A 15639-nucleotide genomic window follows, 5' to 3' on the forward strand; every position below is an offset into this window, starting at 1 on the left:
GTTGTTCCTTTATAAATAGCTTAAAATGGAGAAGTGTCTATAATTGACTGCAGAAAAAAGGATATTATTGACGAATTTATATAGAGTAATGGTAAGAAGTAGGAGTTGGAGAAATGTCTGATTCGAATGTGGTTAGAGGGACGATGCTGTTGACAGCAGCTACCCTTTTTTCGAGAATACTTGGAATGATTTATATGTTTCCTTTCACTGCCCTGGTAGGTACTTCAGGGATCGCGTTGTATAATTATGCGTATACCCCGTATACGATTATGCTGAGTCTTTCAACAGTTGGAATTCCACTTGCTGTTTCAAAATTTGTTTCAAAATATCACGCGCTCGGAGATTATCGAACAGGAAGACGATTATTCAAATCCGGATTGCTGCTCATGACGTTCACAGGGTTTATTGCATTTCTAAGTCTTTTCTTCCTTGCAGAACCGATTGCCAGGTTTGTAATCGAGGAGGGAAGTAAAGGGAATACCATTGCTGACGTTACACTTGTTATAAGGGTTGTCAGTCTTGCTTTATTGATCGTACCAATCATGAGTTTAACGCGAGGGTTTTTCCAGGGGTTACAATCGATGGGACCAACAGCCGTGTCTCAGGTTGTGGAACAGATCTTCCGTATCGTATTTATATTAGTAACTAGTGTTATTATTATGCGTTTTCTCGACGGGGACGCTAAGACTGCAGCAACGTTTGCAACGTTCGGTGCGTTTGTGGGGGCTGTAGGAGGTTTAATGGTTGTTTTCTGGTACTATCGTAAGCGTAAACCTAGCTTAGATCGTAACTTAGAGGAAAGCACGGTCGACCATGATGTTTCATTAAGTGATATGTACAAAGAAATCGTGACATACGCGTTCCCGTTTGTCGTCGTAGGACTTGCGATTCCGTTGTACCTGCAAATCGATACGTTTTTTATCAATCCAGCTCTGCAAAGTATCGGCTACGATGAGTCTACTTATGAAGCAGTCTTTGCCATTATTACAGGGCTTGCTCATAAGTTGATCATGATTCCTGTTTCGCTCGCCACTGCGCTTGCGATGACGATCATTCCAGCAATTACAAAATCGTTTACGTCACAAAAAGAAGGCGCACTCCAGAAACAGCTTACCCAGACATTTCAGATGTTGCTATTTCTGACAACGCCCGCTGCGATTGGGCTTGCAGTGCTGTCTGAGCCTGTGTTTCGCGTTCTTTATCCAACAGTAGATCAAGACTTAGGAAGCCATTTGCTGATGTGGTACGCTCCGACAGCAATCTTGTTTGCTCTCTTTTCTGTTACAGCTGCGATTCTACAAGGAATCAACAAGCAGAAGTTTGCAGTATATAGTTTGCTTTCAGGACTTGTATTAAAAGCTTCACTAACATACCCTTTAGTCGTTTTGCTTGAAGGAAAAGGGGCAATTATTGCCACTGACATAGGGCTGATCACGTCTGTAATCGTTACTGTTGCTATCATTAAAAGGTATACAGATTTTCAGTTTGCATTTGTTTTTAGAAGGATTTTACTGATTGGAATTTTCGTTACGTGTATGGCGTTCGCTGCTAAATTAGCAACGATGCCTTTAGAAAGTGCAATGCCTGATCTATATCGATCTCAAAGTGAAGGTGGAAGCATGTTGTTTTCTATCGTTAATTTACTGATCGGTATTGGGGTAGGTGGGGTACTCTATCTATGGCTTTCTTATCGTTCGAATCTCGCTGGACTCGTCCTAGGAGAACGGTTCAGTTTCCTTAAAAGACGCTAAAAATGAAGGCCGATCGGCCTTCATTTTTGTGAGGTGAAAGAGTTGTTTTTCGCTTTATTCGTAGTAGTTCGTCTCGTCAATCTCTTCTTCTCTGATTCCGAGGTACCTCTCGATTCTTCTCACTCTTCTATTTAGACGATTTAATCTTCTTCTTATCTGGTTGAATTGTTCTTCTGTATAATTATAGCCTGGATAACCTTGCCCACCACCAGGTCCTCCGCCTGGTCCACCACCCGGATATTGCGGGTAACCTCCTCCGCCATACCCAGGAAATTGCTGCCCCTGTTGTCGATAATCCAACGTTGATGACCTCCTTATTAAGACTACGAGATAGTCTATGAAGGAACTGGGCATAGTTGCTGGGCGTTTATCATGGTTACACTGAATTTTTTTGGTACCAATTCAATTGCTCACCTATTCCGAGTCCTTTGAGAGGTACTTCATAGTTAAATTCATACTGCTTCAGCTGAGGTTCAATATGTTTTCTATACACGGAGCCACCATGCAAATAAACGGTAATGTTAGAAGGGGACTCTTGCTCTCTAAATTGTGAAATAAGCTTTTGCGCCCATTCCTCTCGTTGATGGTGTGTTAATGTTTTAATAGATAGATCGTATGGATCCATCATATCGTCTGGTAATAAAAGCCCGTCTTTGGCATTATAAAAATACATTCTGTCGTAGTGATGCAATGCGTATTCTAATGTTTTTTGAAATAAAGGGCTTTGATAAAACTCCGTAACCGGAGCTGATTTTGTACTTTTCTTTCGTGCGGTTGCTAAAAGTCCAACTTTTTCAGTCATTCTATCACTCCAAACGTACAAATTAGCATTTACCGGTTACTTACCCTAGATTTACAATAATTATGCTCATATTTTATTTTTTTTTGGAAATTACATGGAAAAAGGAGCGATTGAACATGCGTATCGATAAGTTACTTTCTAATATGGGATATGGAACAAGGAAAGAAGTAAAAAAAATCTTAAAAACAGGTGCGGTTAGAGTGGATGAGTCAGTCATCAAAGATGCTAAACAGCACGTCGATCTTGAGAATGATCACGTTACAGTTAATGGGGAAACCGTTGAATATAGAGAATACATCTATATCATGATGAATAAGCCCGCAGGTTTCATATCGGCAACTGAAGATGAAGAGGAAACGGTAATTGATCTCCTTATTCCAGAAGATCAAATTTTTAATCCTTTCCCAGTTGGGCGCCTAGACAAAGATACAGAAGGATTACTAGTTATTACGAATGACGGTAAGCTAGCTCACCATCTGACATCTCCAAAACACCATGTTCCAAAAACTTACTATGCAAGGATAAATGGACGTGTTACAGAAAAGGACGTTGAGGCATTTGAAAATGGAGTTACGTTAGATGACGGGTATAAGACTAAGCCAGGAGAGCTAACGATCGTTGAAGAAGGACCTATTTCTCAAATCGAACTCACTATTCACGAAGGTAAGTTTCATCAGGTAAAGAGAATGTTCGAAGCGGTTGATAAGAAAGTCATCTATTTGCAAAGAATCAGCATGGGTGATCTTGTACTTGATCAAGATTTAGATGTAGGAGAATATCGTGAATTGACTGAAGAGGAAGTAGAGCTTCTCAGAAAGTAACCCATCGTTTCTTTTTTGCAGACTAAGGGAATACACCTTGTAGTCAGTAAAGAAGGAGAGGATAGGATGTTAAAGATTAGGAATGAACTAATTAACCTGCGTATCAACGATGATCAAACTGTGAATCAAGTCTACTTTGATGAATCGTTGAGTGCAGCGACCTATTTAGAAATCAGTAATGATAAAACGAAACAAAAAAATCTTGAGCCGGATCATCATGCTGAAGACGTCTTAAATTCAATTCAAGCTTCAGGTGGGCAATATACACATGATAATTATCCTGTTACGGATGATGACTTTGAAGTTTCTGAAAAAGAGAGTGTATTTATCCCTTATTCAGGATTGTCGTGGAACGGTAGTCAACCTGTGATAAACAACCGAGAGGACGAAGTTAAACCGACAGAACTCGCAGATCACTATTCGTACAATTTGTTATGTAAAGCAGAAGTTCATACTGAAGACGGTCAAAAGCTTGGTAAGGTAAGAGATGTTTATATTGCTAAGACTGGAGAAGTTGAGGGTCTTGAACTTTCTGAAGGGTTCCTTTCAGATTTCTTAATGAGTGGACAACCTTATATGAAGGTGAATGAGTCGATAAAGCTTGTAGATGGGAACGTGATTGTTCCTAAAGATTTTCACAAAGAATTAGCTAAATAAACAATTGAAAAAGCCGTGGACTAGTCCATGGCTTTTTGTGTATCATACTTTTGAATTTTGCTTGTAAGTAAACTCTTTAACCAACTTTTACTTTCTTACTCGTAGTAGTCCATACTCCACGGTTTGGGCTTTTGACTAATTCATTATAGGCCAGGACATTTAAATCTCTTTGAACTGTTCGTTGGGTAATACCAAACTCTTCAACTAACTCCGTTGTACTGACGGTACCATGCTTGCTAATAAATAAATAGATAGACTTGATACGGGTCATCATTCGATCAGTTGAAGTAATACTCAAAGAACCACTCCCTAACGTGTAATCAATGCCATACTCTTAGAATAGTTTCTCACTATTAAAACAATATGAAGGAAACGTAAAGATATACTTAATTTTCTGATGATTCCCTCATTAATAAGATGAAAGTCTGATTAGTCTGAGTGCTTCGTATTAAACTGGAAGTGATTTCTAGCTGTTGTGGGTAAGTCCCAACTTGGTGTAATGATAAATAAGGATTTTCTAACTTTCACAGTAACATATCGGCATTGTTAGTATAATAGTATAATTCCACCTCTATTGCCAATTCCCTTTAATTTACCTGTTTACACCTCCTCTTTAAAGTTTATTTTACAATATCTCGCTTATTTCGGCAAAAATTTTCATGCCATTGTCTACATCTTCCTTCTTCTTCCTTCCTTTGCTATTCTTATAGGAGCAGGCTATAGAAAGGAGGATCATCATGTTCGTTCGATTATTCATTAAGAATGCACTAAAGCTAAATAACTGGTTTATGTTTTATACGACAGTCGCTCTCGTCGCAATCAGTTCGCTCATTATGAGGCTGATCGAACCGGAAACCTTTCCCACACTATTCGACTCGATGTGGTGGGTGATGACTACTGTAACCACTGTAGGCTATGGTGATTATTTTCCAGTGACAGTTGGCGGTAGGTTATACGCCATATTCCTTTACATTGTCGGAATTGGACTTTTAGGGGTCGTCATAGGGAAATTAGTGGACGGAGTAGCAGAACTGAAAAAGAGGAAGGAGGAAGGGAAATTGAACTATCACGGACAAGATCATATCGTCATAATAGGTTGGTCACAGAAAGCTTCCTATGCAGTATCGGAAATTGTGGATTCGGATAATTGTGAAATCGTCATAATCGATAAACTTCCAAAAACACCTATCGTTGCGGATCATATCCATTACATACAAGGTGATGCTGCAGAAGAAGCAGTCCTCAAGAAAGCTGCGATTACAAAGGCCCGGGCTGTACTCGTTTTCTCAGATGATTCGATTCATGATTCGTTATTAGCAGATGGAAAGTCTCTAATCATCGCAAGCTCTATTGAGAGAATGTCAACTGAGATACATACGACAGTAGAAGTGATGAAGGAAGAACATATTAAGAATTTCGCCCATGTCCAGGTAGATGAGTTCGTACTATCCAATGAAGCGATCTCTCGTATGGCTGTACGAGCTGCATTTACAAAAGGGATTTCAAGCGTATACTCTCAGCTGTTAAGTAGAGGACACGGAGAGAATTTATATGAAATTCCTGTAAGGAAGGAATGGACAACTTATAAAGATGCGTTTGAGGGATTACTTCAACAGGGGGCAACACTCGTTGCGGATCGAAATCGCATGGACATCAATCGCCGTCTTGATGAAGCGATACCAGCCGATGCAAAGCTATTTGTGATTTGTGATAAGCCGGTTTATCAGAGTTTGATCGGGAAGGAGAGAGGTTCATGAGTGAAGTGAATTGGTCAGAAGAGGTGCTTAAGAGAAAAGAAGCGCTTTTATCAGATCTTAATGGCTTATTAGAGATCGAAAGTGTGTTGAACGAAGAGGATAGTACTGAAGAGGCTCCGTTTGGCTATAAGGTGCGAGAAGCATTAGATTATATGCTTCGATTAGGAGAGCGTGATGGCTATCAAACGAAAGATGTTCACCATGTTGCAGGTCATCTGGAATTTGGAGATGGAGAAGAAGCGATCGGTATTCTTTGTCATGTAGATGTTGTACCTGCTGGTAGCGGATGGACAAGCCCCCCGTTTAAACCTGAACTTAGGGAAGGAAAGCTCTATGCAAGAGGAGCGATCGACGACAAAGGACCAACGATTGCGGCCTACTGGGCGATGAACATCGTAAAAGAATTATACCCTTCGTTATCGAAGAGAGTGCGAATGATCGTCGGTACTGACGAGGAAAGTTCGTGGCGTTGTGTAGATACGTACTTCAAGCAAGAAGAAATGCCAGTGATGGGCTTTGCGCCAGACGCAGTCTTTCCAATTATTTATGCAGAAAAAGGGATCGCTGATTTTGAATGGCATTTCCCAGCTGTGAAGACAGAGCAACATGATCTAGTGTTAAAATCATTCAGTGCCGGTGAACGACTGAATATGGTTCCAGATTTCGCTAGTGCTGTATTAATAGGTGAAGAGAAGGTGCTTTCTGAACTAAAAAAGGTTTTTGAAGAGTTTGTATCTCAAAAACATTTGAGTGGGAATACATCATTAGATGAATCGTTGACCATCGAGATAGAAGGAGTTTCAGCGCATGGATCTAAACCTGAGCAAGGGAATAATGCAGCGTTCAGATTAGCAGAATTTCTTTCAGGAGTAGGTCTTGATACGGGTGGAACGACTTATATCGATTTCATTACTAAGTGGCTCACCGATGATTTCAAGGGTGAAAAGCTCGGGGTGAACTGTGAGGATACCATTACGGGCGATTTAACCATGAACGCAGGAACGTTTTCATACACAGCTTTACTCGGAGGTAAAATAGGCATCAATCTTCGATACCCTGTTACATGTGATTTTAGTGAGGTGAAAACTCAGTTTGATAAAGTTACGGGACCTGAGGGAATTACGATGAACATCATTGATCATATGACACCCCATCACGTTCCTGAAGATCATGAGTTGATTCAAAGACTACAAAGAGTATACGAAAAGCAAACGGGAGACGTTGCTGAACTTCTTTCAATAGGAGGCGGAACATATGCCCGGTCATTAGACGCTGGAGTTGCATTTGGCGCGTTATTCCAAGGTAAACCACAGATGGCCCACCAAAAAGATGAATACGTAGAGGTTAGTGATTTGCTGAAAGCAGCAGCGATCTACGCGGAAGCGATTTATGAACTAGCAAAATAACAAACGCCATGGCGGTAAGCCATGGCGTTTCACGTTATAGGGAACTAAAAAGATCGCTAGATAAATACCTTTCTCCTGAATCACACGTCATTGTTACAACGACTTGGTCAGGGGAAAGTCGCTGAGCTACTTTCATAGCTGCGTAAACGGCTGCTCCTGATGAAGGACCGACAAGAAGTCCTTCTTGACTTGCAAGTTTACGGGTTACTTCGTAAGCTTGTTCGTCTTTTATCTGAATAATTTCATCATAGATCGAGGTATTAAGAATATCAGGGATAAAACCAGGACTCGTTCCAACGAGCTTATGTTTTCCAGGTTTGCCTCCTGAAAGAACGGGAGATCCTTCTGGCTCTACTACATGAACAGTCATGTTCGGGTAATGTTCTTTTAGTACTTCTCCAGTGCCGGTTACCGTTCCACCCGTACCTGCTGTGGAAACAAAAGCGGCAGGGGTAACTCCTAGTTCGTTCATCGCTTCAATAATTTCCAAAGCAGTAGACGTTCGATGTGCATCCGGATTTGCAGCATTTTCAAATTGCATTGGAATAAAGCTGTCTTCAATTGTCTCAGCTAGTTCCTTTGCTTTTTTGATTGCACCAGGCATTTTCTCAGAAGCAGGAGTCAAGACTACTTTTGCACCGTAAGCTTTAAGGAGTTTGATCCGCTCTTCTGTCGCGTTGTCAGGCATGACGATGATGGCAGGATATCCGCTAGCAGCAGCGTTCATTGCTAGTCCAATCCCTGTATTACCTGATGTAGGTTCGATAATGGTCGATCCGGACTTGAGTAATCCTTTTTCTTCAGCGGTCGCAATCATGTTATAAGCTGCTCGGTCTTTTACACTTCGACTTGGGTTAAAATATTCTAGTTTTGCGTATATTTTAGCACCATCAGGATTCGGAACCCTGTTTAATTTAAGAAGAGGAGTATTACCGATAAGTTCAGCCATGTTTTCGTAAATCATGTGTCCACATCCTTTCGAAATTTATAAGAGTTTATCTTTATCCAATAAAAGGTTAAAGTTAAGGATAAGTTTTATTGTGATGCTTCTTTTACTGTTCCCTATTATAGCAAATGATAAAGTAGAGGATAAGAAGTCGGCTCAAAAGATAAATGCAAGAAGATTCAGTTTTTTGGTAGAATATAATCAGATCTAAAGGAGTGGGGGATAGATGAGCACCCATTATTTCATTGCGATCACGCTCGAAGATATGAAATCTGAGCTGAAGTCAGTGCAGAAAAACCTAGATACATCTCTATTTAAGCATGTTGTTGAACCGGATGATTTTCACATTACATTGCAGTTTCTTGGTGAAGCGAAGGAAGAGCAATTAAGTGATTTAGGTGAACAACTAAAGGAAATAACTGAGAATGTGAGTTCATTTGAGATCACGCTAAATAAAATCGGGACCTTCGGAAAATTATCTCAACCTCGTGTACTGTATGTAGATGTGGAGAAGACCAAGAGCCTAGAGCATTTACATCAGATGGTTGCCGAGGCTTGTAAGGATTCCGGTTTCAGAGTCGATCGCCGAGAGTATCGTCCTCATATTACGCTCGCTAAAAAATGGCGATATCCAGAAAAGAAAATAGGGAGAAATACCCCAGATATTCATAAAGCATCGCAAGAAATCTCAAGTATTGGATTATTCAGAGTGGCACCGTTTGAAATACCCAGGTACAAGTGTGTAGCGCGTTATGAATTTAAAAAGTAACCTTGTCATCACCATACTCCAACTCGCATTATTGTTTGGGTTCTATCTTATAGGCGTCTCAATCCAAAAGTTATTCGGTTTATTAATTCCAGGAAGTGTAATAGGAATGGTACTTCTTTTGGTTTGCCTCTATACGAACCTATTACCAGAGCAATGGGTTTCAAAAGGGGCTACGTTTTTATTGAACCACCTGCCGCTATTTTTTATCCCTGTTACTGTTGGTGTAATGAATCACTTGGATTTCTTTAATGGTAAAAGTCTTTGGTTAATACCGATCGTTCTTGTTAGCACATGGATTATTATGATCACAACTGGCTTCATTGGTCAGTCACTTGTAAATCGAAAGGAATAGCGTCATGTTTTTATTACAAGCCATGTTTTGGCTAATCTTTACAATTGCAATCTATTTTATTTTTACTCTTCTCTATCGACTTCTGCCATATCCATTCCTAATCCCAATCTTGACTTGCACGGTCTTGTTAGTAATCTTGCTCACATCTTTTGATGTTTCTTATGATACATATTTTAGCGGTGGAAAGGTTATCGATGCATTTCTAGGACCAGCGATCGTTGCTCTTGCCTATCCCTTATATAAACAAAGAAAGCTCCTAAACAAGTACAAAAACGAGCTTCTTTCAACTGTCCTATTATCAAGCATGTTAGGGATTCTTTCAGGTTATTGGCTTACCCTCCTGTTTGGATTTGGAGAAGTGATTCAGTTCTCCTTTGTTCCGAAGAATGTGACGACCCCTGTCGCTATGGAGGTTTCAAGAATGATCGGTGGAGAACCAGCCCTTGCCGTTATTTTCGTAATGATCGCTGGAATAGGAGGAGCTGTAACGGGTCCATGGATTTTGAAACTATTTAAGATTACAAACTTCCTTGGGGTCGGTATTGCGTTAGGGGGAGCTTCTCATGCGATTGGTACAGCAAAAGCGCTCGAATACGGTCAAGAAGAAGCAGCGGTTAGTTCGATTGGTATGAGCCTTTGTGCGCTATGTGTATCGGTCTTAGCTCCTATCTTAATAAATTGGCTATGAATTCAGATAATCAAGCGGTCATTTTCTATAAGAGAAAATATGATGATGTGTAAACACCTTTGTAAAGGATGGGATCAATGAGAAATCACTCTAATTATCAAACTGATAGTCACGCTTTTACTGCTTATTGGGATGATTTCAATGTGATAACAGTAATGGTAGAAGAAGGTATAGACGATCATCAAGGTTTTACGTTAACGGATGGTCACCTTGATATCAATCTAGAAATCAATGGTGATTTCAAGCTTGGCAAGAAGAGGATCGTTTCATTGTTAACAGATTCAGACTACCATCCTGGCACAGAATATTACCTCATCCACTCTAGTGGTGAAGAGGCGTTGGTGATGACAGGTAAAGTTGTCCGAACAAAAGCCTTTGATGAAAAGTACCATTACGATGGTGAACTTGGCAATTCACTAACGAAGAAAGGATCTTTATTCAAAGTCTGGGCACCTACTGCAACCAACGTTATTGTAAATATTTATAATGACTTATTTCAAAAAGTAGATGAACTACCAATGATACGACAGGATAAAGGATTATGGGATTGTGAAGCGAATGGCTATGGAGAAGGAACTTTATACACGTATAGCGTTCGGGTTAACGGGAGTACGAAGGAAGTAGTGGACCCATATGTTAAGGCGGCTACCTCAAATTGTAAATTTGGCATGGTCACAGATCTTTCTAATACCAACCCTCCAAATTGGGATCCTACGGTAAAACCAGCGCATGCGAAATCCTCAGATTCAATCATTTATGAATTACACGTTAGGGATTTTAGCATCCAAACGAAAAGCGGTCTAAAATATAAAGGGAAATACAAGGCTTTCACAGAAGAGTTACCAGAGAAAGACGGCATTCCACAAGGACTGAACTATATAAAATGGTTAGGTGTTACGCACGTTGAATTGCTTCCTATTCAGGATTTCGGTAGCGTAGATGAGATGAAAGCAGAGCCGCAATACAATTGGGGATACGACCCTATTCATTACTTTGTTCCTGAAGGTAGCTATTCTACAGATTCTCATCATCCTTATACGAGAATACGTGAAGTGAAAGAAATGATAGCTGCTATTCACAACAAAGGGCTAAGGGTTATCATGGATGTGGTTTACAATCATGTGTACCATCTAGAGGCTTCTAATCTAGAGAAAATCGTACCAGGATATTATTTCCGATACGATCATGGCGGGAAGCCTTCGAACGGTACAGGTGTTGGAAACGATACAGCTTCTGAAAGAAAGATGATGAGAAAACTCATCATCGATTCTGTCACGTACTGGGCGAAAGAATTTGGAGTGGATGGATTTCGGTTTGACTTAATGGGCATTCATGATAAAGAAACGATGAAAGAGGTTCGCTATGCGATTGACTGTATCGATCCTACCATCTTACTATTTGGAGAAGGATGGCATCTGAACACCATCTTACCTGATTATCGTAAGGCAACGATTTCACATGCTAAGGAACTTCCAAGAATCGGCTTTTTTAACGACCGTTTTAGAGATTCTGTTAAAGGAAAACTATTTGATACTCATTCTTCAGGATTTGCTACTGGAAATTTCTCAGTTAAAGAAGACGTGAAGAAGTGTATAATGGGAAGTGTTGAGGATTATTTTATTACAGCATCCCAGTCGATCAATTATGTTGAATGCCACGATAATCATACGTTATGGGATCGATTGAATCGCAGCCATCCTCATTCTAACGAAGAAGTTAAACAACAGATGCACCGACTCGCAACAGCGATTACGATTCTTTCACAAGGAATTCCTTTTTTGCATGCCGGTCAGGAGTTTTTTAGAACGAAAAATGGGGTTGAAAACAGCTACAAATCACCAGACAGGGTCAATAAGTTTGACTGGAGAAGGATGAGGGCTGTAAAAGAGAATGTTACCTACTTGAAGGGTCTTATTGAGATCAGAAAGTACTTTTCTGCCTTGCGTATGTCAGAGATCCATGAGATGCACAGCATTCAATTTATTGACTCCCCTGAATCGATGATCGCTTATCGAATAGATCAAGAGCACAGTGACGATAAGATTGTCGTGATTCATAATGCCGGTCATCATTCTGAATGGATTTATATTGGTGAGGGAGAGAAATGGATAGTAGCTAATGGTACAGAAGCAGGAATCGATCCATTAGATAAAACACATGACAGTTCTATTTTTGTAGCGCCTTTAAACACTGTTGTATTAATAAAGATGGAATAAAAACATGAAGAATTCATTAACCTGTGTTATAATTTTTTATTCGTAGGCGGTTTTGAACAACGTCCAGAGATTCTGCCGCCAAAGCAGAGGTCAAAACTTCCAGAATCTACAAACTAACAGAAATCGAAGGTGAATTTGTTGGAGAACATTTTAGGCGAAGGCTGGCAGGTGACGCCTGCTGGCGGAGCGACAGGTGAAGCATACTTAGCTCAATATGGAGACGAGAAACTATTCCTTAAGAGGAACTCCTCGCCTTTTCTGGCTGTTTTGTCGGCGGAAGGAATTGTACCGAAGCTTCTCTGGACCAAAAGACTTGAGAATGGGGACGTCATTACAGCCCAGAAATGGCTGCCTGGGAGAGAGCTGAAGGCGTTTGAGATGAAAAAGCCTAGAGTAGCAAAGCTGCTAAGGAAGATCCATCGTTCTTCAGAACTTCTTAGAATGCTTCACCGTCTTGGAAAAAAGCCTCTATCCCCAGATGTAATCTATCATGACCTGATCATGAAATTTGATGGTCATCATAGAAAAGATCCCGAAGTAGAGAGTGCTTTGTCTTATTTAGCTTCAAACAAAGACAATCTTGATCATGTAGAAAAAGTCGTTTGTCATTGTGACGTCAATCATAATAATTGGATGTTCAGTGATGAAGGAAATCTATACTTGATCGATTGGGACGGGGCTGTCGTTGCAGATCCAGCTTTAGATATCGGAATGCTGCTATATTGGTACGTACCAAAAAATGAATGGGCAGACTGGTTAACTCATTACGGGTTGTCAGTCACAGAAGGGCTGAGAAAAAGGATGTACTGGTATGTGCTCGCTCAAACCCTATTATCCATTTATTGGTACGATTATAAAGGTCTCTACGGAGAAGTGGAATATTGGAAGAGAGATCTTCTTAATCTAAATAAAAATCGACTTACTGATAATGATTGATGGTATCTACCCACTGGCTTAAATTTGGCTGGTGGGTTTCTATATGGTTTAATAAATCGGCTTGTTGCGCTCCAGTTGTACTGTACTCCTCTATCTGATCTAAGACTTGTTTGATCTCAGGAGCGATCACATGGTTTTGTTTTAACAACTTTGCAAGCCTTTGAACTTGTTCACATTCAGATGTTGTACCTGTGCAATCAGTACGGTGGTTGGTTAAAATATCAGCTAAGATCGCGAGCTGATGTTCATGCGTGAGTGGCATTGTTCATTCCTCCTTTGACCATTCTATTGAGTAGGATGACATGAACTGAGCCTTATTATGTAAAATCAATAAAAAAACACGGACATTTTTGGTCCGTGTAAGCTTGTAGAGAAACCTATGTCATTAATCGGTGTGCTCCCGATGCCGTAGTCGATGACGATCGCATGCTTTCCGCGGACGAACGTCCAAGCCCGAGGTGAACCCCACACCCCGGTCTCGGCCGCCCGTACGACGAGCCCGCGATCGTCTCTCCTACTTGATGAGATATAATCAAAAACGAATCTTCCGCCCAATGGTTTAACAGACGAGTAACGTTAATTGAAACGGAGATGGTCGTCTACTCTCATCGCAACACCGAGACTTTCTCTACACTCTAACACGGACTTATTTGGTCCGTGTTTTACTTAGTGTCTCCTTTTGCGCCCCATCCAAATAGAGCGAGCACTGACAATACTATAACGATCCATGGAGCCCACATGATGAGAAAATGTTCCATAAGATAACTCCTCCCGTTTGGATTGATTTTAATACAAGATAACATAAATCAAGAGTGATTGCCTTTATGAGACCTTCCTATTCGGAAAGTTTCATGGTAAAATGTCGATTGTGTGAACGATAGGCAAATAAGGAAGTGAAAGTATGCGTCAGCGCAATAAACCATGGGCAGAGGATATGTTCGCGGAACATCCTACCTTAGTACCAAATGCTCCGTCTGAGTTAAATGGCAAATGGAGCAAGGTCTTCGGAAACAATAATCCAATTCATCTGGAAGTAGGAACAGGGAAAGGCCAATTTATTATCGGAATGGCTAAGCAATATCCTGATATAAATTTTATTGGAATCGAGTTATCCCCGAGTGTAATGGTTTCCGCTTTGGAAAAACTTATCGAGGAAAACATCACGAACGTTCGATTGCTGAACGAAAATGCTCAGAACCTAACGGAGCTTTTCAACGAGAATGAGTTGAGCAGAATTTATTTGAATTTTTCTGATCCATGGCCAAAAAATAGACACGAAAAAAGAAGATTAATGTATCGTACATTTTTAGATCTTTATAAAACAGTTTTAAAATCACAATGTGAGATTCATTTTAAAACGGATAATCAGGGTCTTTTCGAATATGCACTCCACAGTTTCTCGGACTATGGAATGGTGCTTCATGAAGTGAGCCTTGACTTGCATCAGAGTGATTTTGAAGGAAATGTCATGACTGAATATGAACAGAAGTTTTCCTCAAAAGGCAGTAGGATTTACCGTTGTGTCGCTCAGTTTCGATAAGAGAACCGAAAACGGTTCTTTTTTTGATAATATTTGAAAGCGTTTACTAAAGAGAAAAATAAACTAAGTAGGTGAAAGGAGATCGTCATGGAGAAATTTCAGCTAGGCTCTTTATCGATTCACTGGTTAAGAGGGGGCGTTACTCACATGGATGGAGGAGCAATGTTTGGTGTTGTTCCAAGACCATTGTGGAGTAAGAAATATCCGGTTAATGAACGCAATCAAATCGAGCTAAGGACAGACCCGCTTCTTGTTCAATGGCAAGGTAAAAATATCCTTATTGAATCAGGGATAGGTTCTGAGAAGCTATCAGAAAAACAAAAAAGGAATTATGGGGTAAATGAAGAGTCTGACGTGAAAAACAGTTTAGCGGAACTCTCGCTCTCCGTAGAAGATATTGATATGGTATTGATGACTCATCTGCATTTCGATCATGCATGTGGACTAACAGAGCCTGCAGGTGAAGGGTATCGATCTGTATTTCCAAATGCAGTCATTTATACTTCTGAAGTTGAATGGAATGAAATGAGACACCCGAATATTCGTTCTAAGAATACATACTGGAAAGAGAACTGGGAAGCGATCGTGAATCAAGTTCGCACCTTTAACGAATCGATAGAAGTTCTACCTGGGTTAAAGATGCACCACACAGGTGGCCATAGTGATGGACATTGTATTATCACAATGACCGAAGATGAACAAAAGATCATCCATATGGCTGATTTGATGCCTACTCATGCTCATGTGAATCCACTTTGGGTCCTGGCTTATGATGACTATCCGATGACGTCGATCTACGCCAAGGAAAAGTGGATAAATGAAGCTGTAAAAGAAGAAGCGTGGTTTATCTTTTATCATGATGCGAGTTATCGTGCGCTGAAGTGGAACGAACGCTATGAAATTATTGAGGAAATAAAAAGAGAAAAGTAAGTAATGTTAAAAAGACTGCAGCATATGCAGTCTTTTTCTTATGTCTAAATGAACGGTTTTAATCGTTT

Annotated in this window: 18 protein-coding genes; 12 read left to right on the plus strand and 6 right to left on the minus strand. The window is 40.3% G+C overall.

The window, feature by feature from the left end:
- Positions 1-113 precede the first annotated feature (113 nt).
- Positions 114-1751, plus strand: coding sequence for a putative polysaccharide biosynthesis protein (locus ACXAEY_RS05495; RefSeq protein WP_474810825.1), 1638 nt, complete (start codon positions 114-116; stop codon positions 1749-1751).
- A 54-nt stretch (positions 1752-1805) separates the two neighbouring features.
- Here the strand turns inward: ACXAEY_RS05495 and ACXAEY_RS05500 are convergent, their stop codons facing one another.
- Positions 1806-2051, minus strand: a complete 246-nt coding sequence (locus tag ACXAEY_RS05500; protein WP_270179643.1) for a hypothetical protein — start codon at positions 2049-2051, stop codon at positions 1806-1808.
- A 76-nt stretch (positions 2052-2127) separates the two neighbouring features.
- Positions 2128-2553 carry a DUF6884 domain-containing protein gene (locus ACXAEY_RS05505; RefSeq protein ID WP_270179642.1) on the minus strand — a complete coding sequence of 142 codons (426 nt, stop codon included), beginning with the start codon at positions 2551-2553 and terminating at the stop codon, positions 2128-2130.
- A 116-nt stretch (positions 2554-2669) separates the two neighbouring features.
- Between ACXAEY_RS05505 and ACXAEY_RS05510 the strand changes: the two genes are divergently transcribed.
- Together ACXAEY_RS05510 and ACXAEY_RS05515 are read left to right on the plus strand one after the other, a co-directional pair.
- On the plus strand, positions 2670-3374 hold the full coding sequence (locus ACXAEY_RS05510; RefSeq protein WP_270179641.1) for a pseudouridine synthase: 705 nt from the start codon (positions 2670-2672) through the stop codon (positions 3372-3374).
- Positions 3375-3440: 66 nt separating this feature from the next.
- Entirely contained in the window at positions 3441-4031 is a 591-nt protein-coding gene (locus ACXAEY_RS05515) for a PRC-barrel domain-containing protein (protein WP_474810828.1), read from the plus strand.
- A 76-nt stretch (positions 4032-4107) separates the two neighbouring features.
- On the opposite strand, the gene ACXAEY_RS05520 is transcribed toward ACXAEY_RS05515, so the two are convergent.
- Positions 4108-4305, minus strand: coding sequence for a DeoR family transcriptional regulator (locus ACXAEY_RS05520; RefSeq protein WP_270180608.1), 198 nt, complete (start codon positions 4303-4305; stop codon positions 4108-4110).
- Positions 4306-4768: 463 nt separating this feature from the next.
- Between ACXAEY_RS05520 and ACXAEY_RS05525 the strand changes: the two genes are divergently transcribed.
- Both ACXAEY_RS05525 and pepV read left to right on the plus strand, forming a co-directional pair.
- A complete protein-coding gene (locus tag ACXAEY_RS05525) occupies positions 4769-5788 on the plus strand; it encodes a potassium channel family protein (protein ID WP_474810830.1) in 1020 nt (339 codons plus the stop codon).
- On the plus strand, positions 5785-7194 hold the full coding sequence (gene pepV, locus ACXAEY_RS05530) for a dipeptidase PepV (RefSeq protein WP_474810832.1): 1410 nt from the start codon (positions 5785-5787) through the stop codon (positions 7192-7194). Before ACXAEY_RS05525 ends, pepV begins: the two co-directional genes overlap by 4 nt.
- Positions 7195-7228: 34 nt before the next feature.
- Here the strand turns inward: pepV and cysK are convergent, their stop codons facing one another.
- On the minus strand, positions 7229-8158 hold the full coding sequence (gene cysK, locus ACXAEY_RS05535; RefSeq protein WP_270179637.1) for a cysteine synthase A: 930 nt from the start codon (positions 8156-8158) through the stop codon (positions 7229-7231).
- 208 nt (positions 8159-8366) lie between these two features.
- Between cysK and thpR the strand changes: the two genes are divergently transcribed.
- The 5 genes from thpR (at position 8367) to ACXAEY_RS05560 (ending at position 13101) form a co-directional block, all read left to right on the plus strand.
- Entirely contained in the window at positions 8367-8909 is a 543-nt protein-coding gene (gene thpR / locus ACXAEY_RS05540; RefSeq protein ID WP_270179636.1) for an RNA 2',3'-cyclic phosphodiesterase, read from the plus strand.
- A complete protein-coding gene (locus tag ACXAEY_RS05545; RefSeq protein ID WP_474810833.1) occupies positions 8893-9261 on the plus strand; it encodes a CidA/LrgA family protein in 369 nt (122 codons plus the stop codon). The genes thpR and ACXAEY_RS05545 overlap by 17 nt, the downstream gene beginning before the upstream one ends.
- A 4-nt stretch (positions 9262-9265) precedes the next feature.
- Positions 9266-9949 carry an LrgB family protein gene (locus tag ACXAEY_RS05550; RefSeq protein WP_270179634.1) on the plus strand — a complete coding sequence of 228 codons (684 nt, stop codon included), beginning with the start codon at positions 9266-9268 and terminating at the stop codon, positions 9947-9949.
- 77 nt (positions 9950-10026) lie between these two features.
- The gene (gene pulA / locus ACXAEY_RS05555; protein ID WP_270179633.1) at positions 10027-12165 is read left to right on the plus strand and encodes a type I pullulanase; all 2139 of its coding nucleotides are present in this window, start codon (positions 10027-10029) and stop codon (positions 12163-12165) included.
- Positions 12166-12303: 138 nt separating this feature from the next.
- Positions 12304-13101 carry a phosphotransferase family protein gene (locus ACXAEY_RS05560; protein WP_270179632.1) on the plus strand — a complete coding sequence of 266 codons (798 nt, stop codon included), beginning with the start codon at positions 12304-12306 and terminating at the stop codon, positions 13099-13101.
- Here the strand turns inward: ACXAEY_RS05560 and ACXAEY_RS05565 are convergent.
- Entirely contained in the window at positions 13085-13363 is a 279-nt protein-coding gene (locus tag ACXAEY_RS05565) for a YtzH-like family protein (protein WP_270179631.1), read from the minus strand. The two genes, ACXAEY_RS05560 and ACXAEY_RS05565, sit on opposite strands and share 17 nt — an antisense overlap.
- A gap of 400 nt (positions 13364-13763) precedes the next feature.
- Positions 13764-13859 carry a cytochrome bd oxidase small subunit CydS family protein gene (gene cydS, locus ACXAEY_RS05570; RefSeq protein WP_442865089.1) on the minus strand — a complete coding sequence of 32 codons (96 nt, stop codon included), beginning with the start codon at positions 13857-13859 and terminating at the stop codon, positions 13764-13766.
- A 143-nt stretch (positions 13860-14002) separates the two neighbouring features.
- Between cydS and trmB the strand changes: the two genes are divergently transcribed.
- Positions 14003-14641: a tRNA (guanosine(46)-N7)-methyltransferase TrmB gene (trmB, locus tag ACXAEY_RS05575; protein ID WP_474810834.1), complete on the plus strand. Its 639-nt coding sequence runs from the start codon at positions 14003-14005 to the stop codon at positions 14639-14641.
- An 87-nt stretch (positions 14642-14728) separates the two neighbouring features.
- Positions 14729-15571, plus strand: a complete 843-nt coding sequence (locus ACXAEY_RS05580; protein ID WP_270179629.1) for a YtnP family quorum-quenching lactonase — start codon at positions 14729-14731, stop codon at positions 15569-15571.
- Positions 15572-15639: the final 68 nt, after the last annotated feature.

Source organism: Anaerobacillus sp. ABA4_114 (genome assembly GCF_056159065.1).

Bases quoted from the DNA above. Each gene is read 5' to 3' on its own strand.
- ACXAEY_RS05495 (WP_474810825.1), top strand. From the start codon at position 114: ATGTCTGATTCGAATGTGGTTAGAGGGACGATGCTGTTGACAGCAGCT.
- ACXAEY_RS05505 (WP_270179642.1), bottom strand. From the start codon at position 2,553: ATGACTGAAAAAGTTGGACTTTTAGCAACCGCACGAAAGAAAAGTACA.
- ACXAEY_RS05510 (WP_270179641.1), top strand. From the start codon at position 2,670: ATGCGTATCGATAAGTTACTTTCTAATATGGGATATGGAACAAGGAAA.
- ACXAEY_RS05515 (WP_474810828.1), top strand. From the start codon at position 3,441: ATGTTAAAGATTAGGAATGAACTAATTAACCTGCGTATCAACGATGAT.
- ACXAEY_RS05520 (WP_270180608.1), bottom strand. From the start codon at position 4,305: ATGATGACCCGTATCAAGTCTATCTATTTATTTATTAGCAAGCATGGT.
- ACXAEY_RS05525 (WP_474810830.1), top strand. From the start codon at position 4,769: ATGTTCGTTCGATTATTCATTAAGAATGCACTAAAGCTAAATAACTGG.
- pepV (WP_474810832.1), top strand. From the start codon at position 5,785: ATGAGTGAAGTGAATTGGTCAGAAGAGGTGCTTAAGAGAAAAGAAGCG.
- cysK (WP_270179637.1), bottom strand. From the start codon at position 8,158: ATGATTTACGAAAACATGGCTGAACTTATCGGTAATACTCCTCTTCTT.
- thpR (WP_270179636.1), top strand. From the start codon at position 8,367: ATGAGCACCCATTATTTCATTGCGATCACGCTCGAAGATATGAAATCT.
- ACXAEY_RS05545 (WP_474810833.1), top strand. From the start codon at position 8,893: ATGAATTTAAAAAGTAACCTTGTCATCACCATACTCCAACTCGCATTA.
- ACXAEY_RS05550 (WP_270179634.1), top strand. From the start codon at position 9,266: ATGTTTTTATTACAAGCCATGTTTTGGCTAATCTTTACAATTGCAATC.
- pulA (WP_270179633.1), top strand. From the start codon at position 10,027: ATGAGAAATCACTCTAATTATCAAACTGATAGTCACGCTTTTACTGCT.
- ACXAEY_RS05565 (WP_270179631.1), bottom strand. From the start codon at position 13,363: ATGCCACTCACGCATGAACATCAGCTCGCGATCTTAGCTGATATTTTA.
- cydS (WP_442865089.1), bottom strand. From the start codon at position 13,859: ATGGAACATTTTCTCATCATGTGGGCTCCATGGATCGTTATAGTATTG.
- trmB (WP_474810834.1), top strand. From the start codon at position 14,003: ATGCGTCAGCGCAATAAACCATGGGCAGAGGATATGTTCGCGGAACAT.
- ACXAEY_RS05580 (WP_270179629.1), top strand. From the start codon at position 14,729: ATGGAGAAATTTCAGCTAGGCTCTTTATCGATTCACTGGTTAAGAGGG.